The organism is Autumnicola musiva (assembly GCF_031846585.1).
Lineage (GTDB): Bacteria > Bacteroidota > Bacteroidia > Flavobacteriales > Flavobacteriaceae > Autumnicola > Autumnicola musiva.
This window is the reverse complement of record NZ_JAVRHK010000002.1, coordinates 353,529-374,809: the sequence shown is the minus strand read 5'-3', so window position 1 is coordinate 374,809 and position 21,281 is coordinate 353,529. Positions and strand designations below refer to the sequence as shown.

The window sequence follows — 21,281 nt, the reverse complement described above, 5'->3', positions numbered from 1 at the left end:
TTATCAACTTATGCCCAAAACCAGTAAAACACTGAGATTAATCCTGGGAGATCAGCTAAACCATAATCATAGCTGGTATAAGGAGGAGCAGGAAAATAATATCTATTTGTTTATGGAAATGCGGCAGGAAACTGATTATGTGGTTCATCATATTCAGAAAATTACGGCATTTTTCCAATCAATGCGTAATTTCTCACAATATCTTAAAGAGCGGGACTATGAGGTTATTTATTTACAAATAAATGACCCCGATAATAAACAGGATTTAGAATCCAATTTGCATTTCCTTTTAGAAAAGCACAACATCGAAAAGTTTGAATATCAATTACCGGACGAATACCGCCTGGATGAACAGCTAAACAGGATTTGTAAAAATCTTTCTATTCCTTCCGAAGCATTTGATACAGAACATTTCTTTACCAGCAGGACAGAATTGACAAAATACTACCAGGGAAAAAAGGAATTGACCATGGAATATTTTTACCGGTATATGCGGAAAAAATATGGAATCCTGATGCTCAATGCCAAAGATCCCGAAGGTGGAAAGTGGAATTTTGACAAATCCAACAGGCAGAAATGGACAGGCAAAGACATTATTCCGCATGAGAGAGGCTTTAGAAAAGATGTTGCCGATATTGTGGAAGAAATTAAAGCTGCCGGAATTAAAACCATGGGAAGCATTGAAGCAAAAAATTTCAACTGGCCCACCAGCCGGGAAGATGGCCTTTCCGCGCTGAATTATTTCTGTAAGAACCTGCTCATCCATTTTGGGGATTATCAGGATGCCATGCACACGGAGGAAGCATTTCTGTTTCATTCCAGGCTTTCATTCGCCATGAACAGTAAGATGATCAGCCCCCGGGAGGTAATAAATTCGGTTTTGAGTTACTGGCATGATCATTATGATGAAATTGATATTTCCCAGGTAGAAGGATTTGTTCGGCAAATTTTGGGATGGCGGGAATATATGCGTGGTGTTTACTGGAAAGAAATGCCGGATTACAGCCGGAAAAACAAATTAAACAACAGGAATTCCCTGCCACAATTCTACTGGACTGCCAACACCAAAATGAGTTGTTTGCACCATGCAATAAAACAAAGCCTGGAAAAGGCTTATGCTCATCACATTCAACGTCTAATGATTACCGGCAATTTTGCCTTACTCACCCACTGTAACCCGGATGAAGTTGATGCCTGGTACCTCGGGATTTATATTGATGCTATTCAATGGGTAGAAATAACCAATACACGCGGTATGAGCCAATTTGCCGACGGAGGACTGGTTGCTACCAAACCTTATATTTCTAGCGGAAGCTATATAAACAAAATGAGCAATTATTGTAAAAATTGTCATTATGATGTTAAGAAAAAAACAGGAGAAAATTCCTGCCCTTTTAACAGCCTCTACTGGAATTTTCTTGATGAGAAGAAAGAATATTTTCGTGAAAATAAAAGAATGAAAATGATGATGAGCCTCCTGAATAAGAAGCCTGTAAAGGAAATGGAGGAGATTAGAAACCGTGCTTTTGAAGTTATTCAAAACCCTGACCATTTTTAGCAGCATAGTTAAACACGCGTTAAAATCGGGTCTTCCCGAAAATTACTTCCATAACTTCGTCATACAACTTCCTTAACATCTGTTACCTAGCTTTTGTTTTTGAAGCTGCAGAAGACTTGAATTATTAACCAACATGCAACAAAAAGTTGCCTAATTCCCTTTATTATGAGAGATCTAATCTGGCTTATTATCGTATTATTAATTATTGGATGGCTTGTAGGCTATTTTGCCTTCCCTGATCTAGGTTCCATTATCCACATCTTAATTGTGGTAGCCGTAATTCTTATTTTATATAAATTGCTAACAGGGCGCAGGCTCTAAGATATTTTAATAAAACCCTCTGCTTTTCAGAGGGTTTTTACTTTCTAAAAGAAACCTTATCTTCATTTAAAAAGTTATGTGGAACCTGAAAGGGAAAAAAGCTGTTATTACTGGCGGAACTAAAGGCATTGGCAGGGCAGCCGTGCTTGAATTTCTTAATTTGGAAGCAGAAGTGCTTTTCACCGCAAGAAATAAAGATGAAGTGAAAATCTTTGAAGAAGAACTAAAAGCACAGGGTTTACCTGCTAAGGGCATAGTTTCAGATTGCTGCCTTAAAGAAGACCAGCTTAAATTATGTTCATGGATAAAAAAGAATTGGGGAGAGGCGCATATTCTGGTAAACAATGCCGGAATCAATATTAGAAAAACAGCGGCAGATTATAATGAAGAAGAGTACCGGAAGGTCCTGGAAGTAAATCTTATTGCCCCTTTTGAATTAAGCCGAAAACTATACCCTTTCCTGAAGAATTCCGGAAATGCATCTATAGTAAATGTTGCCTCCTCTGCAGCCATACAGGATGTAGGAACAGGCACACCATATGCCATGTCCAAATCAGGCTTACTCCAGCAAAGCCGGAGCCTTGCTGTAGAATGGGCACAGGAAGGAATTAGAGTAAATGCTATGTCCCCATGGTTCACTGAAACCCCGCTAACAAAAACCTACCTTGCTCAACAGGAAAAAATTGAGCCTATCCTCCGGCGTACGCCGCTCAAAAGAGTTGCCAAAGCTGAAGAAATGGCTGCTGTTATAGCATTTCTGGCTATGGACAAATCTTCTTATATCACCGGACAAAATATTGTTGCTGATGGCGGAATGAGCATCAATGCTATTTAATAAACTTAATTTTATATCTTTAATAAAGCACCGGCCAAAGGCAAAGCTAAAAACTATACTTATGAAAAATCTTATTATCCTTTCTTTTCTGATAATACTGGTGACCAGCTGTAAAAATGAAAACAGTACTAAAACCAGTTCTTCAGCATCTTCAGAAAACGCTTCAATTGCAGAAGAAATTGCCAAAGCTAACGGCCTGGAAAATTTTAAGGAGATGAAAGAAGTGGATTTTACCTTTAACGTAAGGGTTCAGGATACTATAAGATCACAAAGAAGCTGGCAATGGAACCCGCAAACTAACGAAATAAGGCTTACCGAAAATGATATTTCCCAAACCTACACCAGAGACGGGGACCTTTCTGAAGATGAAAAGAAAATAGATCAAAAATTTATAAATGATACTTACTGGCTTCTGTTTCCTTACCAGTTAGTATGGTCTAACGCAGAAATTTCGGAAGAAAAAAATGCTACAACCCCAATTAGCGGTAAACAAATGGATAAACTTACTGTAGCCTACACCGATGAAGGTGGTTATACTCCCGGTGATTCCTACGACATTTATTATAATGATGATCTAATGCTCCAGGAATGGGTTTATAAAGCTGCAGACGGCAACAGGGAAATGGCTACCACATGGGAAGATTATCAGGATTTTAACGGCGTGAAAATTGCCAAAAGCCATAAGTCTGCAGATGGCAATTTTGAGCTTTTCTTTAGTGATGTATCCTTGCAATAAATGAAGAAAACACTTTTTCTGATCCTCTATCAGCTATTTAAAATGGCCTTTTTCATTATCTGTCCAAAATTATAGATATCCTCATACGAGCAGTAAAAAGGTGCAGGTGCCAGCCGTATCACATTTGGTTCCCGCCAATCTATATAAACCCCATTTTTCATGAGATAATTAAAAACCTCTCTACCTTTACCATGTAAAAAAACAGAAAGCTGTGTACCCCTTTCCTCTTGTTTTGAGGGAGTTATCACTTCAAAAGTACTGTCAATCTGTTTATCAATATCCTGCAGTATAAACTCCAGATAGGTTACAATTTTATTTCTTTTCTCAATTAAAGCAGGCATACCTACTTCATCAAACATCTCCAAAGATGCAAGGTACGGGGCAAGTGCCAGCACAGGAGCATTACTTATTTGCCAGGCATTGGCATTTGGTTCCGGAAGAAATTCCGGCTCCATAAGGAACCGCCTCTCTTTATTATGGCCCCACCAGCCTTCCAGCCGTGGTAAATCCTTTTTATTATGATATTTTCTATTTATAAAACAGCCTGAAGCATTTCCCGGACCCGAATTCATGTATTTATAGCTACACCAGGCTGCAAAATCAACATTCCATTCGCTTAACTTTAATTCCACATTCCCGGCAGCATGAGCTAAATCCCATCCCACCATGGCTCCAACCTCATGGCCGGCACTGGTTATCTTTTCCATATCAAAAACCTGCCCCGAATAATAATTTACTCCGCCAATTAAAACCAGAGCACACTCCTCTCCTACTTCGCTTATTTTCTTCAAGACATCCCCGGTACGAAATATATTTTCACCGTCTCTCTTCTTTATTTCAATAATAGCTTCTGAAGGATCAAAACCGTGAACTCTCACCTGGCTTGCGATCATATACTGGTCACTGGGGAAAGCTTTTTCTTCACAAATAATCTTAAATCTTTTACCTGAAGGACGGTAGAAGGAAATCATCAATAAATGAAGGTTAACCGTTAAGGTATTCATCACGGTGACTTCCGAAGGATTTGCCCCTACAATTTTTGCCAGTTTTTCTGCAAAACGTTCATGATAATCCCACCAGGGCTTTTCAGAATAAAAATGACCTTCCACTCCTAAATTTGCCCAATCCTGCATAATTTCATCTACATAATCCCTGGCAGTTTTTGGCTGAAGCCCTAACGAATTTCCAACAAAATAAATTACTTCCTTCCCATCAACTTTAGGGAAAATAAACTCATTCCTGTATTTGGCAATTTTATCTTCAGAATCTAATTTTCGGGCAAATTCCAGACTGTTTTCAAATTTCATGCTTTGTGGTTTTTGGTAAAAATACAATTTCACAAATAAATTACTGGTTGAAATTGAACATCCAATTTGTGTAGCTTTGTAAAAAAATTAGATCAATGGATTTTCTGCCAGATGATATAGATAATTATATTGTTAAACATTCCCAGCAGGAACCGGAACTTTTATCCCGGCTTAACCGGGAAACCCATCAAAAGATTCTGCAACCCCGGATGCTTAGCGGACACTATCAGGGCCGTGTTCTTAGTCTATTATCAAAAATTATCCGGCCTGAAAATATTCTGGAAATTGGTACTTATACGGGTTACTCGGCATTATGCCTTGCAGAAGGCCTTACTGAAGATGGAATTCTGCACACCATAGATGTTAATGAAGAACTTTTTGATTTTCAGCAAAAATACTTTAACGCTTCTCCTTATAAAGCAAATATCAAGCAATACGTGGGTAATGCTTTGGAGATAATTCCCACCATTGAAAGTTGCTTCGACCTTGTTTTTATAGATGCCGATAAGCCTAATTACCCTGAGTATTTCAACATAATTATTGATAAACTTAATCCGGGCGGAGTAATTTTGTCTGATAATGTTTTATGGAGTGGAAAAATTGTGAAAGATGTAAGCCCAGATGATGAATCTACCCGGGCATTACTGAAGTATAATAAATTGCTGGCGACTGATGACCGTATAGAAACTGTTATTCTTCCAATAAGAGACGGCCTCACATTAAGCCGAAAAAAATAAACTAGACGTAAAAACGTTTACCCGATTTTATATAGAGCCAGAAAAATATATAAGCCATGATTATGCCTACCAATGCTCCAACCATTATATCACCCGGATAGTGTACCCCCACAAAAATCCTGCTAAGCACAAATATAATTGGCCAGATATAGGCCAGGAAGATCCAATTAGATTTTTCCTTTAAGGCCAAAACAATAAATGTGACTGCTGCAAAAGATGTAGAAGCATGTCCCGAAAAGAAACTGTAATTGGTCGGCTCCTGGAGAATCCGTATAATTTCTATCAGGTTAGGGTTATTGTTTGGACGCAGCCTGAGAACCAGTCCCTTTACCAAATTGGTAAACCCCCAGGTGGTGAAAACTGCTGCAAGTAAGAATAGGGAAGTTAGCAGTGCTTTTCTCCAGTGAAAAGAAATAAAGAAGAGAGCAAAAAACAGAATATGAAGCGGTATCCAATGTTCAGGTTGAGTTACAAAGATCCAGAAATCGTCATGAGATTCTATTCCCAGGCTATTCAGATAGATAAATAATTGCCTATCCCATTGTTTTAACTGATCCCACATTTAACCCCGGCTTAAAGTCTGCGCTTTACCGATCCGGTGATTTCATCAATATCCTCTTTCACCTTATCAACCTCACCTTTAATATCGTTGGATAGATTTTTATCAATCCCTTGTTTTTCGGCACTTCGCTGGATTTCACCTTTAATATCATTGGAGGCATTCCGGAGCGTTTTCATTCCCTTCCCAAGTCCACGGGCAATTTCAGGAATTTTATCAGCACCAAACACCATTACTAAAATGAACATTATAAAAGCAATCTCTGCCCCGCTGATAAATAATGGAAGTATTAACATAGCTTTACAAATATATATACAAATATCACGAAAAAAAAAGAAGCCGACTCGTTAAAGTCGGCTTAAATTATGTTTAGTTTTCTGCGTTGGCTTTAAACTCTTCAAATTGATTTTTTGTTTCCGTTTTAGGCCATGCATTATTGCTCACATCCACATCTGCAGTTTCCAGATCGGGATCCACAACAATTTTGGTAATTTCTTTACTGGTTGGGATTACTTTACTTACCTGATTATTATTCCTTCTCCAGATTTGAACAGGATAAGTTATTTTCTCTGAAGTTCCATCAGCATAAGTAATTTCTACTATAAGCGGCATGATTAAACCTCCAGGCTTTTCAAAAGTTACCTGATAGAAAAATTTTGGAGCATTTAGATTTCTTCTTTCTTCTTCACTAAAATTGTCCATTACAAACTCCTGTAAAGTTGAAGAACTCTCCAGCATTGTCTTTTCCTTAAGTTCTTCGCTAAATTCAGGATCTTCCTCTTTCACTACGTACAATGCTTCCACTTCTTCCGGCGAGGCACTATAATAACGCTCAAGCATTTCCTTACCGGCTTCAGTAGGTCTATCTGTAATATAATATTTGTTTACTTCCTGTATACCTAGATCTACATTATCTGTAGAATAGAACCATCCTCTCCAGAACCAGTCCAAATCTGTAGCCGAAGCATCTTCCATGGTCCTGAAGAAATCTTCGGGAGTGGGATGCTTAAACATCCATCTGTGTGAATAGATGCTAAAAGCGTGATCAAACAATTCACGCCCCATTACAGTTTCCCTAAGAATATTCAGGGCTGTGGCAGGTTTTCCGTAGGCATTGTTCCCTAACTGATAAACCTCTTCAGGATTAGACATAATTGGTGCGATAAATTCCTGGTTTCCCTTCATATAAGGCACAATTTTATGCGGCTGCCCCCTTCTGGAAGGATAACTTTCCAATGGCGCAATAGCTTCAGGATAAGTTTCTCCAAATTCCTGCTCTGCCATATACTGTACAAAAGTATTTATCCCTTCATCCATCCAGCCCCACTGGCGCTCATCACTATTTACAATCATAGGAAAAAAGTTATGCCCCACTTCGTGAATAATCACACTCATCATCCCGAACTTAACGCGGTCGCTAAATTCCCCATTTTCATCGGGACGGCCGTAGTTCCAGCAAATCATTGGATATTCCATTCCCTGATTTTTGGCATGTACAGAGACTGCTTTTGGATAAGGATATTGGAACGTATGGTTTGAATAACTTTTTAAAGTACTTGCCACCACCCGGGTAGACCAGTCTTCCCAAAGTGGATTTCCTTCTTTTGGATAAAGAGAAACGGCCATTACTTTTTTACCCATAACATCTGTAGCCATCATGTCCAGGATAAATTTCCTGGAAGTAGAAAAAGCGAAATCACGAACCATATCGGCTTTATAATGCCAGGTTCTGGTTTTGTTGGAAGATCCCTTTTCTGCTTTTTCAGCTTCTTCAGGGGTAACAATCAAAACAGGCTTATCATAAGAATTCCTTGCCTGCTCATAACGCCCCATCATCTCTTTTGAATAAACCTCTTTTCTATTCTGAAGAGAACCTGTAGCTTCCATAATATGGTCTGCAGGTACAGTAATACTTACATCATAAGAACCAAAAGGCAAAGCAAACTCCCCACTACCCCAAAACTGCATATTCTGCCATCCTTCAACATCGTTATAAACCGCCATTCTAGGGAAAAACTGGGCAATTACATAAGCTTTATTTCCATCTTCAGGAAAATACTCATATCCGGAACGGGCCCTGTTGGTTACATGATTGTTAATTTTGTAGCTCCAGTTAATATTAAAGCTATAGTCTTCGCCAGACTTTAATGGTTCCGGTAAATCTACACGCATCATCGTTTGATTAATAGTATAATTTAACGCATTACCGTTTTTAGAAACTTCCATTATATTAAAGCCGCCATCAAATGGTTTCTGAAGATATTCTTCTGAAAATCTAGCGGGAGTGGCAACCGGAGCCAGCCCCTGACTATCTTTCTGAAGAGAAGGAGAATCTTTTTTTCGGATGTTCTGATCCAGCTGAACCCACAGATATTCCAAATCCTGTGGAGAGTTATTATGATAAGTGATGGTTTCCTCTCCTGTTAAAACAGAGTTTTCATCATCCAGAACTACATTTATTTTATAATCGGCCTCATTTTGATAATAGGCTGGGCCAGGGGCCCCTGAAGCTGTCCTGTATTGATTAGGAGTTGCAAACTCCATATACATTTGCCTGAATTTGTTCTCATTTATATGACCTTCCTGTCTTGTTTGCTCTTGGGCTTCCTCTCCTTCTTCCTGAGCATAAACACCAACAAATAAGAATATAAAAAGTGCTAAAGACACTAATTTCATTGTTTTCATTAAATTTTAATTTTTAAAGATTGCTAAAATTAACCAATTTCAGTCTTTCCCGAAACTATCCGTGAAAATTTATGGTCCCTTCTTCCCTGTCTTTTTCCAGAAGTAAACTTTTAATCTGATCTCCTACCTCTACATGTACTACATTTTTTTGTTCCCTGTACAGGTCGGTCAAAATTGCATTGGTTACGCTAATTGTGTTAAAGGAAGACACATTTGTAACTTCTATATAAAGTAGTAAGCGGTCTTCTTCATACTCTTTTCCAAGATAATGTAGCTGCATGTTATTTCCATCTATTGAAAGCTTCAATTTTTGGGACAGGTATTTTTCTATAGTTTCCTTAACTCTACCCTCCTCTTTCTCATGTGAAAGGCTCAGCTGTGTACCATATCTTTTATTGAGCACCTTCTGCATATCATCAATAAAAACGCGGGTAATTATTTGAAGCGTCCCCGGATCCTCTTTATATTCAATTTCGGTAACACTAACGTAGAATTCATGCTTTTTTGCCCTAAAAGAAGAGAATACCAGAAAACATAACAGGAGTACTGCAAATTTCTTCATCCATATTTTTTTGTAAAATTAATCAAACTTCAGTCCATTTCCTGAAGTTCCAGAAATTCACTAGCATGTTTCTTTAAAAACTTTACAAATTCAAGCTCCATCCCCTCCTGAAGCAGCGGCCTTATATTGTATTTTTCAGCACAATAGTAAAGAAAGTTCATAATACTGTCTTCTTTAATATTGAGTTCTTCGGAATAATAAGAACCGGGCACTATTTTTTTCGCCTTCTCCACCAGGGAAAACAGCTTTTCGTTTTTCCTGGCTTTCTTCAACATTTTTATATCTCCGTTTAAATATCCCAGAAGAAGGTCTACCGGAGATCCACCGTAGGCAGTCATTTTTCTTTCAATTATTGTTCTCTCCGGCATATTCCGCCTTGCAATTCCAAAGTTCGGGAGGGCATTTACTTCAATATTCCCAATATCACCTGCCAGGTTACCTGATAGCGAAATATTGCTGATTTTCACTTCATCAAGTTGGGTGAGCCCGGGCACAAGCATCACCTCCAGGTAAGCAGTTTCAAAAAGCAATTCAGAAATTTCAACTTTCAGTTTTTCATATTGAATAGAAGAAAACTCCAGCGTATCACCTTCTCTCACTCTAATTTCAAATTCTCCATCTGAAGAATTTATGGTACCGGTATGAGTGCTTTTATTAATAATATTAATAAAACTTTCGTCAAGAGAATCATTCAAAATCTTTCCTTTTAGCAAGATACTCTCCTGTCCGGATACTGACCCTACTGTTAGAAACAGAACAACAATCAGGATGCTTTTAAGTGCTTTAACAGAAAAAAATCTAATCAAGAACATGCATATGGGGAAATTTCTCTGCATAAAATTTTATTCTGAAGTACGAAATTCAAGAAATTCCACGGCGTATTTTTTATAAAATTCCAGTAAATCCAATCTCTTCTCATCCTCCAGCAAGTACTTTAACTGATGATTTTCAGCACAATAATAAACAAAATTAGTAATTTCCTCTTCCGGAATTTTTAATTCTTCCACATAAAAGCTCACAGGAAATGCATCAACACCCTGCTGCATCATAGACTGAAGTTTTTCATTTGCCACTATTTTCTTTAACTTTTTTGTACGGCCCGAAAGCGCATTAAGAAGAGGATCCAGTCCAACCGCTCCACCACCTCCCCCCATGGTAGAAGGATTCCATGAAGATGCCGTAGAAAGACGTCGCTCGGCTGCGCTTATGGGTTCACGATTTAAATTAGGAATTCCGAAGCCGGACATGCTGTAGTTATCCATGTTACCAGTATCCCGGTTTAAGTCCCCGGTAAGACTTATATTATTGATTCTAACCTCTTCCAGTTGATTGATTCCCGGCACCAGTTTAACCCGTAAAAAACCTGCTTCGTAAATTAAAGAAGTAATTGGAATTTCCTGCTTTTCATATTGAATTGAGGAAAATACAAGTGTATCATTTTGCCTAACGCTTATCTCAAATTCTCCCGAAGAAGAATTTATGGTTCCTGTATTCAATGTTTTATTGATGATATTTATAAAAGAGCCTTCGAGGGAATCGTTGGTGATTTTTCCTTTAAGTTTAATAGTTTCCTGAGAGAAAGCTGAAAGTGAGAGAATAAATATTGAGGCTAAAATTAACTTTTTCAGCATGAATTTAGTTAAGTGAAAATTTATTGGGCAGCCGGATTGTACTGCTCTTTTTGTTCAAGCAGGAACTGCATTAGTTCCAGTTCATTTTTATTTTCAATCATTTCCTGCGTAAGACCATTATCAATAACGTAAAAAATAAAGCCGCTCGTATATTCCCTCTCTATTTTTAATGTTTCTGTAAAGAAATCTTCCCCAAGCCTGTACCAGATTTCATCAGCCAGTTCTTCCCGGGAAAGCTTCCTGCTTTTTTCTTCATTTTCCCCAAAAAGTCCAAAAACCGATTTAAAGATATTCACAAAGTTAAGCCCCTGGTAATCACTGGCAGTTTTATTTCCCATTGCATCGTTACGTACGTAGTTTGCCCTGTAGCGCTGCGGCATATTTGCCAGATTCCGCATCTCAATATTAGAAACCACCTTCATTTTGGTATCCACCACAGAGAGTCTTTTTACATCCACTTCTACTATACCACTAAGATCTGAAAGACGAACCTCGGGCAAATCATTAACTGCGGTATTCAAATTAATTGTCATAGTTCCCAGGGCTATCAGCCTTTCAGAAACAACTACGGTGAAATCTTCAAATTGTACTGCTGAAAACACGAGGCTATCCCCCGCTCTCACCATCATCTGAAAATCTCCGGAGTAATCGGTAACTGTTCCGCGGCGGGCATTTTTATTAAAAATAGTAATCCCTCCTGCCTCGTCACCCGGTGGAACAAGAACATTACCGTTGATAATGCTCCTTCCGGTTTGAGAAAAACAGAAGTTGGAATTTCCCAGGAGAAACAAAATGCAAATAATTGGTAGAAAATTCTTCATTGAATAAAGAAAACAATTATCTGCTTTAATTTTTACTTCAGGAGCAGGAAATTTTTGTTAAAAAACCTATTTCGCTACATTTACAAAAAAGGATTATGACCAATGCTATATTAGCCAGTACCTCAACTTTACACGGGCAGGGTTACCTGGAATATCTTCTCCCGGTAATAGAAGAACTTTACTGGAACACTTCAGAAATTATTTTTATTCCTTTTGCAAGGCCGGGAGGAATCACTCATAATGAATATACCACCAAAGCAGCAGAAGCATTCCAAAAGGTAAATAAGAAACTGAAGGGAATACATGAATATTCTTCTCCCGTGGAAGCGCTTAGGAATACAGGTGGGATTTTTACCGGTGGCGGCAATACCTTCCTGCTTGTTTCTGAACTTTACCGTAACAATCTTATGTTGCCCCTTAGAGAGAGTATTTCACGCGGTGCAGCTTACCTGGGTACGAGCGCAGGGACAAACATTGGTGGCCTTACTATGCAAACCACCAATGATATGCCTATAGTCTATCCACCAGGTTTTAAAACCCTGGGCATTGTTCCTTTTAATATTAACCCGCATTATCTGGATCCTGATAACAGCTCCACCCATAAAGGAGAAACAAGGGAAACCCGTATTAGGGAATTTCACTCAATCAATTCCCAACCTGTGGTAGGCTTAAGAGAAGGCAGCTGGCTTCAGGTAAAGGATAATAAAATATCGTTAAAAGGAAGTCTTAGTGCACGCATCTTTAAAAAGGATAAGGTACCTTTCGAAATTGATGCAGAAACCGATATCTCAGACTTAAATTAAATGAATTACCAGAAGATTCTTGATACTATTCACAGCGAAATGAGCTACCGCGATGTAGGTGGCAAAGTAGCGTCTTATATTCCCGAACTGGCCAAAATAGATCCACGTAAATTTGGAATGCATCTTTACTGTGGTGAGAATCAACATTACGGCTTTGGAGATAGTGAAGAGAAGTTTTCCATTCAGAGTATTTCTAAAGTCTTCTCATTATGCATGGCAATGAATATAATGGGAGAAGACCTGTGGGAAAGGGTAGATGTTGAACCTTCAGGAAATCCTTTTAATTCACTTACCCAGCTGGAACAGGAAAACGGGATCCCCAGAAACCCTTTTATCAATGCCGGGGCGTTGGTGATATCTGATATCCTGGTGGATCATCTTGAAAATCCGAAAGAAGAATTATTATCTTTTGTACGTCAAATCACCGGGGACGCAGACATAGAATATGATGAGACCGTAGCCTCTTCAGAAAAATCAACCGGTTTTCGAAATATTGCGCTGGTGAATTATATGAAAGCCCTTGGAAATATCAAATGTGAAGTAGAGCCAATTATAGACTTCTACTTTCATCAATGTTCCCTTAGAATGTCCTGTAGACAATTAGCCAAAGCTTTTATGATATTTGCAAATAAAGGAAAAGTACTGGAAAACGGGGAAAAAATTATGAGGCCGGAAATTGTAAAGCGTATAAATGCTTTAATGCAAACCTGCGGATTCTATGATGAAGCCGGAGAATTTAGTTTTGAAGTAGGACTGCCGGGCAAGAGTGGTGTGGGCGGAGGAATTGTTGCAATACATCCCGAAAGATATTCGGTAGCTGTGTGGAGCCCCATCCTGAATGAAAAGGGAAATTCTGAACTTGGTATGAAAGCCCTGGAAAAATTAACTACACTAACCGGCGTATCGGTATTTTAAAAGGGCTTCAAAAACACCTAATCCTGAGCAAGTATTTTATGATGTTCTTGAATGTTACCGGGTTCTTTGATTCTTACATAACATGAATTATATTAAATAAAAAATGCTCTCTGTTTTCACAGAAAGCATTTTCTATAAATTGAACACTATTTATATTAAAGCGCTGCTACATGCTTGGTCAGTTTTGACTTCAGGTTAGAGGCTTTATTATCATGAATAATATTTTTCTTTGCTAATTTGTCTACCATAGAAACCACAGAAGGCAATAAAGTCTCAGCTTCATCCTTACCGGCTTCCTTCAGTTTCTTAATTGCATTTCTTGTAGTTTTATGCTGGTAACGGTTTCTAAGACGTTTAGTCTCATTACTACGGATTCTCTTTAAGGATGACTTATGATTTGCCATTACAAATTCTTTTTAATTATTTTTTAAAAGTAGTCCGTAGGGGAATCGAACCCCTGTTACCAGGATGAAAACCTGGCGTCCTAACCCCTAGACGAACGGACCATAAAATATTTCAAATTTAAGCTTCTATTGCTTAACGACTGTACAAAATCAATATGTACTTTCTGTAGTCCGTAGGGGAATCGAACCCCTGTTACCAGGATGAAAACCTGGCGTCCTAACCCCTAGACGAACGGACCATTTTTTGTTTAATTGCGGATGCAAAAATACAACTATTTTTGAATGCTGCAAATGTCAAACAAAAAAAATTAAAATTTAATATGCCTTTGCAAACAGCACCCTTTGAGAGGATGGTTTACCTGTAAGCACACAGCTTCCACTTTCCTGCTCCTGATTAAATGGTATACAGCGAATTGTGGCTTTTGTAAGATCTTTTATTTTATTTTCGGTTTCAGATGTGCCGTCCCAATGTGCAGAAATAAATCCATTTTTTTCCTTCAGTACTTTTTTAAACTCATCAAAACTATCTACTGATGTAATATGGCTATCCCGGTAATCTCTGGCTTTATTAAATAAGCTCTGCTGCATTTCAGTCATTAAAGCATCTACCTTTTCCACTACTTTATCCCTTTCTACAAACTCTTTGGTTAAAGTATCTCTTCTGGCCAGCTCAACTGTTCCTTTTTCCAAATCTTTAGGACCAATAGCCAAACGTACCGGCACCCCCTGTAACTCATATTGGGCAAATTTCCATCCCGGTTTTTGTGTATCGCGGTCATCATATTTTACTGAAATTCCCTTCGCTCTTAAATCTGCAGCCAGTTGATTGGCAACCTCAGAAATCTGTTCCAACTGGTCATCTCCCTTATATATAGGAACAATCACCACCTGAACAGGCGCTAAATTTGGAGGCAAAACAAGTCCGTTGTCATCACTATGGGTCATAATAAGAGCACCCATTAACCTGGTGGATACTCCCCAGGAAGTAGCCCATACATGTTCAAGATTTCCTTCTTTTGAAGCAAACTTAACATCAAAGGCTTTTGCAAAATTTTGTCCCAGGAAATGAGAAGTACCTGCCTGAAGCGCTTTGCCATCCTGCATTAAAGCTTCAATACAATAGGTTTCTTCAGCTCCTGCAAAACGTTCATTTTCGGTTTTGCTTCCTTTAATTACCGGAATAGCCATGAAATCTTCAGCAAAAGTAGCATAAATATCATTCATCTGCATCGCTTCATCCAAAGCTTCCTGTTTTGTAGCATGAGCCGTATGGCCTTCCTGCCAGAGAAATTCCGCAGTACGCAGGAACAAACGTGTTCTCATTTCCCACCTTACCACGTTTGCCCACTGATTGATTAGTAAAGGCAAATCCCGGTAAGACTGTACCCAGTTTTTATAAGTATTCCATATAATTGCTTCAGAAGTTGGCCTTACTACCAGTTCTTCTTCCAGTTTTGCTTCAGGGTCCACAACCAGTTTTCCGGGATCATCAGGATTATTTTTTAGACGGTAATGTGTTACTACTGCACATTCCTTGGCAAAACCTTCAGCATTTTTTTCTTCAGCTTCAAAAAGGTTTTTAGGAACAAACAGCGGAAAATAAGCATTTTGATGCCCTGTTTCTTTGAACATTCTATCCAGCTCGGCCTGCATTTTTTCCCAGATGGCATAACCGTACGGTTTAATTACCATACATCCGCGAACAGCCGAATTTTCAGCTAAATCGGCCTTTACCACTAACTCATTATACCATTTAGAGTAGTCCTCTGCTCTCGTGGTTAGTTTCTTCCCCATTTTAATTTATTTGGCATAAAACTTGTGAATTAGTTAACACAGGTTAAATACACTGTTAGTTAGGGCAAAACTAACTATTTTTGTAATGTTCAACAATAAAATACAAGCTAATGATACGCAATAACAAATCATATCGAAAGATCTATATTTTTCTGGCTCCTGTATTTTTGCTATTGTTAGCATCCTGCGGTTCCTATGAATATTCCAGCTATGGAAATGACGGCATTTACGGAGACACAAATTCACAAGACCGTAACAACAGAAGAACAGAGAACCGGTTGGATCAATATGCAGAAAAAGAGGACAATAACAGCGTCTATTATAAAAACTTATTCAATGAAAAATCCCAGATGTACCAGGATGCCCTGGACGGTGCGATTTTTACAGATGTTGAAACCTACTCTTCTACCGAAGGTGAGGAAGGCGCATATTATGATGATTCTATAGCATATACCGGCAGCTATGCTCCATGGGGAGAAGACCCGGACGAATACACGATTAATTTTTATAACAATAATTTTGGCTACGGATTTTATAATCCCTACCGTTGGGGCGGGGGTTACGGTTTTCCTGGATTTGGATACGGATATGGTTATGGTGGCTATTGGGGATCCCCATATTATAACAATTTTTGGGGACCATCATGGAGAATAGGATTTGGTAATCCATTTTGGGGTCCTTCCTTTGCTTATAGCTATGGTTACAACGGTTTCTTCAATCCTTATACATTCAACGGATATGGTTATCCATATTATGTTGGAGGATATAACAGGTATAATCGAAATGATGTAGCATATAGCGCAAGCCGTAGAAATGCAACTTCTTCCTACTCTACCAGAAGCAACAGAGATAGCAGAAGCTATTCTGATGCCAGCCGCGGAAGAAATTCTTCTTATTCCAGAAGTATAAGAGAAATAAGAAGTAACAGGACAGCGGACAATAATAACTCCAGAAGCAGATCTGTAAGATCTTCTGATGATAACTCCAATGTTTACAGTAGAAGCAGCCGACGTTCTGCGCCGGTGAGAGAAAGCATGAGCCGTACCAGAAGTAATTCTTCTTATGAGCCCAGCACCAGAAGGAGCAACACCAGAAGAAGTAGCACCAGAAGTTCTAATACCAGATCTTACACACCATCCAGAAGCACCAGAAGCAGTGGAACAGTAAGAAGTTCTGGCGGATCCACAAGGAGCAGTTCAGGAACACGCAGCTCAGGAGGGGGACGCTCTTCTTCCCGTGGAGGTCGGGGATAAGCAACCAGATTTCCTAAAAATTCTAAAACCTATAACCGACCTTACAGCCAAAACTGTAAGGTCTTTTATCAAAAATCAGAAACAAACTACTTTAAAATACATGCTATGAAAAAGCTACTCTTGATATTTACCATTATAATGGTTGGTGCTTTATCGGCTTCAGCCCAAACCTCTCTCGATGCCTACCGCTATTCTTCAGAAGAACTAACAGGAACGGCAAGGTTTCAGGCTATGAGTGGGGCTTTCGGTGCCCTGGGAGGAGATCTTTCTGCTTTAAATGTTAACCCAGCGGGATCGGCAGTTTTCTTAAACAGCTTTGCCAGTTTCACTATGGACAGAAGGAGTTCTGAAAACGAAGTAAACTACTTCAATGAATATACTTCTAATGAAGATTCAAATTATAATTTTTCCCAGGCTGGCGGTATACTTGTCTTTAATGGGAGCAATGACAGCAACTGGAGAAAATTTACTCTTGGAGTAAATTATGCTGAAACTAATAATTATGATGACAGTTTTATAGCACAGGGTGTAAATAACAACTCAATTGATAATTATTTTCTGGGATATGCAGAGGGAGTTCCGCTGGACCTGTTGGAAACCGTTGAAGGAGAATCTGTAGCCGAACTTTATTCTTATCTTGGTGAGAGTTATGGCTATGGTGAACAACAAGCTTTGCTTGGGTACCAGGGATACATCATTAATCCTGTAAGTACCGATCTTGAAAATACTTCTTATACTTCAGCTATCGCTGGGAGTGCTTTTGACCAGCGCTATTCTTTTGCTTCAACAGGATTAAATGGAAAATTGTCCTTCAATTTTGCCACTCAATATCAGGATTTTCTTTATTTGGGTATTAATTTAAACAGTCATTTTTTAAATTATGAAAATAGCAGTGTTTTTATTGAAACAAATAATAATACGGCAAGTGATGTAGATTATGTAGAATTTCGAAATCGCCTGAATACAGCCGGAGACGGATTTTCCTTTCAGGTTGGCGCCATTGCAAAAGTTGGAGAAAAGTTGAGACTTGGCGCTGCTTATGAATCTCCCACCTGGTATAATATTAGAGAAGAAGCATCCCAATCCCTGGAAACTGATCATGCTACAGAAGGAACTTCAGTTGTAGACCCCAATATAATAAATGTTTATCCCGACTATACCTTACAAACCCCCGGGAAGATTACCGGAAGTGCAGCAGTATTATTCGGCGGGAGTGGTTTAATTAGCTTTGATTATTCTTATAAAGATTATACAGATATGGAGTTTCGCCCCGAAAACAACATCGATTTTGAAATTGAAAATGCCAATATTGAGAATGACTTCAGAGCAGCTTCATCGTACAGAGTTGGTGGAGAATATCGTATACAAAATTTTAGTCTTCGCGCCGGATATAGGTTTGAACAAAGCCCTTATGAAAATGAAACCACAGTTAGCGATCTTACCGGGTATTCAGGAGGTGTAGGTTTTAATTTCGGAACAGTAAAACTGGACCTTGCTTATAGCCGGGCAGAATATTCTACTGCAACTCCATTATTTAATGTAGGACTTACCGATGCTCCTGAAATAGACAGAAATCTGTCTAATATTATCTTAACCCTGAGCTTTGGTTTGTAATAAGACCTAAATAAAAAACAAAAAGGCTGGATACTATGTTTACAATAGGTATTCAGCCTTTTTTATTTATTACCTTACTAAACTGAAATGCCCGCTGAATTCCCTAAAAATTCCGGTTGTTTCGTCTAAGTATTCTAATTTAAACCAGTAATCCCGGGCAGGAGCATTCGTTCCATTTAAAGTACCGTCCCAACCCGGGCCGTAAGGCGAAATCTGCTTTAAAAGTTTTCCATACCTGTCAAATATATACAGTGCCCTCACTTCCATTTCATCTGCAAAAATTAAACCCCAGGTATCATTGTAACCGTCACCATTAGGGGTAAAAAAACGTTTATAACCTACCAGGTCAAAACTTTCCGAAGCTTTTATTCCGCAGCCATTTATTTCTCTTGCATATACAACATGCGATCCGGGCTGTACATTTTTAAAAACAGCACCAGATTGCCAAGAGCCATTATCCATCCGGTATTCATATCCAGTATCACTTCCAGGGCCAGGGACTGCTTCCGCATTTACCCTGTAACCACCCGTAAAATCGCTCCCTTCAATTTCAAAAAGCACCCCGGCAGGAGCCGAGAAATACTCAATTGTTGTTTCGTAAGCACGGGAACATCCCGTGGTAGTATCGGTAAGGACAAGCCTGAAATCACGGGAAGAAGGAGTGTTATTGAACGTTAAAACGGGATTAGTGGAAACCACATTATTCCCTTCATACCACTCGTAAGAGTATTCTTCACCAACATCTGAACCTATATTGATATTTTGGAGAAGGTTGCCCTGCTCATCTAAACATGCAGGAGTAATAGCTTCAATCCCGGGATCATTAAAAGTGGTAGTGGTAATTTCAAAAGCAATAGTTTCAGACTTACAACCACTTTCCTGCCCCACTACGTTTGCAAAAACTTCAGTATTATTGCTCCAGTCATATGTTTGAGGATTAGTTATTGCGCGGTCCTCTTCGGCTGCTTCTTCAGATGCGTAATAAAAAACCTGATAATTCTCCCCCGAAGTATTTTCATCAAGAATTTCAGCAGAAGCCTGTGTTAAATTCACAGTTTCCTCTTCCATAGCACAGGCTACAAAATCTTTAGGCAAAGAGGCCACTGGTTTATCATAGAAACTCACCGTTACATCATCCTCATCTGTACTACCATCCCCGGAATTAGATACTACCACCCGGTAATTTCCAGTCACGGAAACTTCGAGGGTAGGGTTTGTTTCACCGGGAAGCACATTATAACTATCATTGACTTCATCATAAATATACCATTCGTAATTTGTAGCATCTTCAGTAGTACCATCTAAGATTACGCTGTTTTCTTCACAAATTATACGATCTTCTCCAAGGGTACTTTCAAGAATACTGCAATCTGTAGCACCTGCCCCGGCCTGGTTGGGATTGGTTTGCTGTAAACTTATATAACCCCGCGACCTGGAGAAATTTGTAATTACAACCACATAAAGATTTCCGGCCTGTGCATTAGTGATGCTAAGATTTTCCCTGGCTGCTTCGGAATAACTACAGGCTATAATGTTTTCTTCATTTAAAGATGCGTTATTGCAATAATCATCAGCGTTCTCGAAAGGCCCCCAAACTACATAATCTACATCTAACTGGGCTCCTGTACCATTTTCATTCTGAAATTGTGATATGGTGAAGTTTAAATTCCCTGATTCTTCTATCTGAAGAAAAAACCATGCGGGATATGGCTGTGTAAGCAGGCAACCGTAGTCGGGCCCCATCTGGCCATTGGTGACTCCTCCATCAAAGGCATTAGAATTCTCGAATACCAGTTTTTCATCTCCGGCACAAAAAGGTTCTATATCGTCACAAAATCCACCCTGCGCACGTAAATTATCTCCCCCTGCAATTGCGAAAACAATACTTAAAAATATAAAAAGCCCCCTCTTCATCAAAATATTCCTCTTAGCGCAAAATAAAGAATTTAATCTAAAAATGATTGGGAATGCTTTTAATTAACTATCCTTCAGAAACCTGATAAATATGTATCTTTGCAAGCTAAACTATCAGTTTACGACTATTATTGTAAAAGTAGATGAAAATAGATAAGATTTTGGATGAAATAGATGAATTGGGAGAGGCGCACGCGAGCAACAGCGCAGAAACTCCCCTTCGTGAAGATGCTTTTGAAAAAAGTGATCTTGAAAAGATCGAACTTATAAAACAGGATGTAAACCGGATTATGCAAACCCTTGGACTGGACCTTACCGACGACAGCTTAAAAGGCACCCCACAAAGAGTGGCCAAGATGTTTGTAAATGAAATCTTCTCCGGCCTGGATCCTAAAAGAAAACCAAAAGCCTCCACATTTGCCAATAAATATAAATATGGTGAGATGCTGGTAGAGAAGAATATCACCGTTTACTCTACCTGTGAGCACCATTTATTGCCAATTGTAGGCAAGGCGCACGTGGCCTATATCTCCAATGGTTCTGTAGTTGGTTTATCTAAAATGAATAGGATTGTAGATTATTATGCAAAACGACCACAGGTACAGGAGCGGCTTACCATGCAAATTGTACAGGAATTACAACGTGTACTGGGCACCAAAGATGTTGCCTGTGTTATAGATGCCAAGCACCTTTGCGTAAACAGCCGCGGAATTAGAGATATTGAAAGCAGTACAGTGACCAGCGAATTCGGCGGGGCTTTTAGTAAAAAAGAAGTAAAGCGGGAATTTTTGGATTACATTAAATTAGATACCACTTTCTAAAACACGTATTC

21 protein-coding genes and 2 tRNA genes are annotated in these 21,281 nt (G+C 38.9%); 10 read left to right on the top strand and 13 right to left on the bottom strand.

The genetic code is table 11. From position 1 onward, the window contains the following. Positions 1 to 10 precede the first annotated feature (10 nt). From RM539_RS04130 to RM539_RS04115, 4 genes are all read left to right on the top strand, one after another. Entirely contained in the window at positions 11 to 1,558 is a 1,548-nt protein-coding gene (locus tag RM539_RS04130; RefSeq protein WP_311502166.1) for a cryptochrome/photolyase family protein, read from the top strand. A 165-nt stretch (positions 1,559 to 1,723) separates the two neighbouring features. Continuing rightward, on the top strand, positions 1,724 to 1,879 hold the full coding sequence (locus RM539_RS04125) for a lmo0937 family membrane protein (protein ID WP_311502165.1): 156 nt from the start codon (positions 1,724 to 1,726) through the stop codon (positions 1,877 to 1,879). A gap of 76 nt (positions 1,880 to 1,955) precedes the next feature. Continuing rightward, positions 1,956 to 2,714 (top strand): SDR family oxidoreductase, encoded by a 759-nt coding sequence (locus tag RM539_RS04120; protein WP_311502164.1) that lies wholly within the window; start codon positions 1,956 to 1,958, stop codon positions 2,712 to 2,714. A gap of 61 nt (positions 2,715 to 2,775) precedes the next feature. Beyond that, on the top strand, positions 2,776 to 3,450 hold the full coding sequence (locus tag RM539_RS04115; RefSeq protein WP_311502163.1) for a hypothetical protein: 675 nt from the start codon (positions 2,776 to 2,778) through the stop codon (positions 3,448 to 3,450). A 29-nt stretch (positions 3,451 to 3,479) separates the two neighbouring features. Here the strand turns inward: RM539_RS04115 and kynU are convergent, their stop codons facing one another. Continuing rightward, positions 3,480 to 4,757 (bottom strand): kynureninase, encoded by a 1,278-nt coding sequence (gene kynU, locus RM539_RS04110; RefSeq protein WP_311502162.1) that lies wholly within the window; start codon positions 4,755 to 4,757, stop codon positions 3,480 to 3,482. 95 nt (positions 4,758 to 4,852) lie between these two features. On the opposite strand from kynU, the gene RM539_RS04105 reads away from it, so the two are divergent. Then, positions 4,853 to 5,494, top strand: coding sequence for an O-methyltransferase (locus RM539_RS04105; protein WP_311502161.1), 642 nt, complete (start codon positions 4,853 to 4,855; stop codon positions 5,492 to 5,494). 1 nt (position 5,495) lies between these two features. On the opposite strand, the gene RM539_RS04100 is transcribed toward RM539_RS04105, so the two are convergent. The 7 genes from RM539_RS04100 to RM539_RS04070 all read right to left on the bottom strand — a co-directional run bounded on the left by RM539_RS04100 (position 5,496) and on the right by RM539_RS04070 (position 11,752). Beyond that, the gene (locus RM539_RS04100) at positions 5,496 to 6,056 is read right to left on the bottom strand and encodes a phosphatase PAP2 family protein (RefSeq protein WP_311502160.1); all 561 of its coding nucleotides are present in this window, start codon (positions 6,054 to 6,056) and stop codon (positions 5,496 to 5,498) included. 11 nt (positions 6,057 to 6,067) lie between these two features. Continuing rightward, positions 6,068 to 6,349, bottom strand: coding sequence for a Sec-independent protein translocase subunit TatA/TatB (locus RM539_RS04095; protein WP_311502159.1), 282 nt, complete (start codon positions 6,347 to 6,349; stop codon positions 6,068 to 6,070). A gap of 73 nt (positions 6,350 to 6,422) precedes the next feature. Beyond that, complete coding sequence (locus RM539_RS04090; RefSeq protein WP_311502158.1) at positions 6,423 to 8,738, bottom strand: M1 family metallopeptidase; 2,316 nt, start codon at positions 8,736 to 8,738, stop codon at positions 6,423 to 6,425. A 55-nt stretch (positions 8,739 to 8,793) separates the two neighbouring features. Continuing rightward, complete coding sequence (locus RM539_RS04085) at positions 8,794 to 9,300, bottom strand: DUF6702 family protein (protein WP_311502157.1); 507 nt, start codon at positions 9,298 to 9,300, stop codon at positions 8,794 to 8,796. Between the two features lie 29 nt (positions 9,301 to 9,329). Next, positions 9,330 to 9,995, bottom strand: coding sequence for a peptidase associated/transthyretin-like domain-containing protein (locus tag RM539_RS04080; protein WP_311502156.1), 666 nt, complete (start codon positions 9,993 to 9,995; stop codon positions 9,330 to 9,332). Between the two features lie 147 nt (positions 9,996 to 10,142). Then, a complete protein-coding gene (locus tag RM539_RS04075) occupies positions 10,143 to 10,931 on the bottom strand; it encodes a hypothetical protein (RefSeq protein ID WP_311502155.1) in 789 nt (262 codons plus the stop codon). Between the two features lie 20 nt (positions 10,932 to 10,951). Further along, a complete protein-coding gene (locus RM539_RS04070; RefSeq protein WP_311502154.1) occupies positions 10,952 to 11,752 on the bottom strand; it encodes a hypothetical protein in 801 nt (266 codons plus the stop codon). Between the two features lie 95 nt (positions 11,753 to 11,847). Here RM539_RS04070 and pepE point away from each other — a divergent pair, with 95 nt between their 5' ends. Together pepE and RM539_RS04060 are read left to right on the top strand one after the other, a co-directional pair. Beyond that, on the top strand, positions 11,848 to 12,555 hold the full coding sequence (pepE, locus tag RM539_RS04065; RefSeq protein WP_311502153.1) for a dipeptidase PepE: 708 nt from the start codon (positions 11,848 to 11,850) through the stop codon (positions 12,553 to 12,555). Next, positions 12,556 to 13,470, top strand: coding sequence for a glutaminase (locus RM539_RS04060; protein ID WP_311502152.1), 915 nt, complete (start codon positions 12,556 to 12,558; stop codon positions 13,468 to 13,470). Positions 13,471 to 13,625: 155 nt separating this feature from the next. Here RM539_RS04060 and rpsT read toward each other — a convergent pair whose 3' ends face one another. From rpsT to proS, 4 genes are all read right to left on the bottom strand, one after another. Next, a complete protein-coding gene (rpsT, locus tag RM539_RS04055) occupies positions 13,626 to 13,874 on the bottom strand; it encodes a 30S ribosomal protein S20 (protein ID WP_311502151.1) in 249 nt (82 codons plus the stop codon). A 30-nt stretch (positions 13,875 to 13,904) separates the two neighbouring features. After that, a tRNA-Glu gene (locus RM539_RS04050) sits at positions 13,905 to 13,976 on the bottom strand. 65 nt (positions 13,977 to 14,041) lie between these two features. Then, a tRNA-Glu gene (locus RM539_RS04045) sits at positions 14,042 to 14,113 on the bottom strand. Between the two features lie 76 nt (positions 14,114 to 14,189). After that, positions 14,190 to 15,668, bottom strand: coding sequence for a proline--tRNA ligase (gene proS / locus RM539_RS04040; protein ID WP_311502150.1), 1,479 nt, complete (start codon positions 15,666 to 15,668; stop codon positions 14,190 to 14,192). 110 nt (positions 15,669 to 15,778) lie between these two features. On the opposite strand from proS, the gene RM539_RS04035 reads away from it, so the two are divergent. Further along, a complete protein-coding gene (locus tag RM539_RS04035; protein ID WP_311502149.1) occupies positions 15,779 to 16,921 on the top strand; it encodes a hypothetical protein in 1,143 nt (380 codons plus the stop codon). Positions 16,922 to 17,026: 105 nt separating this feature from the next. Then, a complete protein-coding gene (locus tag RM539_RS04030) occupies positions 17,027 to 18,535 on the top strand; it encodes an OmpP1/FadL family transporter (protein ID WP_311502148.1) in 1,509 nt (502 codons plus the stop codon). Positions 18,536 to 18,604: 69 nt separating this feature from the next. Here the strand turns inward: RM539_RS04030 and RM539_RS04025 are convergent, their stop codons facing one another. Next, the gene (locus tag RM539_RS04025; RefSeq protein ID WP_311502284.1) at positions 18,605 to 20,449 is read right to left on the bottom strand and encodes a T9SS type B sorting domain-containing protein; all 1,845 of its coding nucleotides are present in this window, start codon (positions 20,447 to 20,449) and stop codon (positions 18,605 to 18,607) included. A 143-nt stretch (positions 20,450 to 20,592) separates the two neighbouring features. Here RM539_RS04025 and folE point away from each other — a divergent pair, with 143 nt between their 5' ends. Continuing rightward, a complete protein-coding gene (folE, locus tag RM539_RS04020) occupies positions 20,593 to 21,270 on the top strand; it encodes a GTP cyclohydrolase I FolE (protein ID WP_311502147.1) in 678 nt (225 codons plus the stop codon). The last annotated feature ends 11 nt before the right edge of the window (positions 21,271 to 21,281 follow it).

Bases quoted from the DNA above. Each gene is read 5' to 3' on its own strand.
- RM539_RS04125 (WP_311502165.1), top strand. From the start codon at position 1,724: ATGAGAGATCTAATCTGGCTTATTATCGTATTATTAATTATTGGATGG.
- RM539_RS04115 (WP_311502163.1), top strand. From the start codon at position 2,776: ATGAAAAATCTTATTATCCTTTCTTTTCTGATAATACTGGTGACCAGC.
- RM539_RS04070 (WP_311502154.1), bottom strand. From the start codon at position 11,752: ATGAAGAATTTTCTACCAATTATTTGCATTTTGTTTCTCCTGGGAAAT.
- RM539_RS04105 (WP_311502161.1), top strand. From the start codon at position 4,853: ATGGATTTTCTGCCAGATGATATAGATAATTATATTGTTAAACATTCC.
- RM539_RS04075 (WP_311502155.1), bottom strand. From the start codon at position 10,931: ATGCTGAAAAAGTTAATTTTAGCCTCAATATTTATTCTCTCACTTTCA.
- pepE (WP_311502153.1), top strand. From the start codon at position 11,848: ATGACCAATGCTATATTAGCCAGTACCTCAACTTTACACGGGCAGGGT.
- RM539_RS04130 (WP_311502166.1), top strand. From the start codon at position 11: ATGCCCAAAACCAGTAAAACACTGAGATTAATCCTGGGAGATCAGCTA.
- folE (WP_311502147.1), top strand. From the start codon at position 20,593: ATGAAAATAGATAAGATTTTGGATGAAATAGATGAATTGGGAGAGGCG.
- RM539_RS04120 (WP_311502164.1), top strand. From the start codon at position 1,956: ATGTGGAACCTGAAAGGGAAAAAAGCTGTTATTACTGGCGGAACTAAA.
- RM539_RS04100 (WP_311502160.1), bottom strand. From the start codon at position 6,056: ATGTGGGATCAGTTAAAACAATGGGATAGGCAATTATTTATCTATCTG.
- RM539_RS04030 (WP_311502148.1), top strand. From the start codon at position 17,027: ATGAAAAAGCTACTCTTGATATTTACCATTATAATGGTTGGTGCTTTA.
- RM539_RS04060 (WP_311502152.1), top strand. From the start codon at position 12,556: ATGAATTACCAGAAGATTCTTGATACTATTCACAGCGAAATGAGCTAC.
- RM539_RS04025 (WP_311502284.1), bottom strand. From the start codon at position 20,449: ATGAAGAGGGGGCTTTTTATATTTTTAAGTATTGTTTTCGCAATTGCA.
- RM539_RS04090 (WP_311502158.1), bottom strand. From the start codon at position 8,738: ATGAAAACAATGAAATTAGTGTCTTTAGCACTTTTTATATTCTTATTT.
- proS (WP_311502150.1), bottom strand. From the start codon at position 15,668: ATGGGGAAGAAACTAACCACGAGAGCAGAGGACTACTCTAAATGGTAT.
- RM539_RS04095 (WP_311502159.1), bottom strand. From the start codon at position 6,349: ATGTTAATACTTCCATTATTTATCAGCGGGGCAGAGATTGCTTTTATA.
- RM539_RS04035 (WP_311502149.1), top strand. From the start codon at position 15,779: ATGATACGCAATAACAAATCATATCGAAAGATCTATATTTTTCTGGCT.
- RM539_RS04085 (WP_311502157.1), bottom strand. From the start codon at position 9,300: ATGAAGAAATTTGCAGTACTCCTGTTATGTTTTCTGGTATTCTCTTCT.
- kynU (WP_311502162.1), bottom strand. From the start codon at position 4,757: ATGAAATTTGAAAACAGTCTGGAATTTGCCCGAAAATTAGATTCTGAA.
- rpsT (WP_311502151.1), bottom strand. From the start codon at position 13,874: ATGGCAAATCATAAGTCATCCTTAAAGAGAATCCGTAGTAATGAGACT.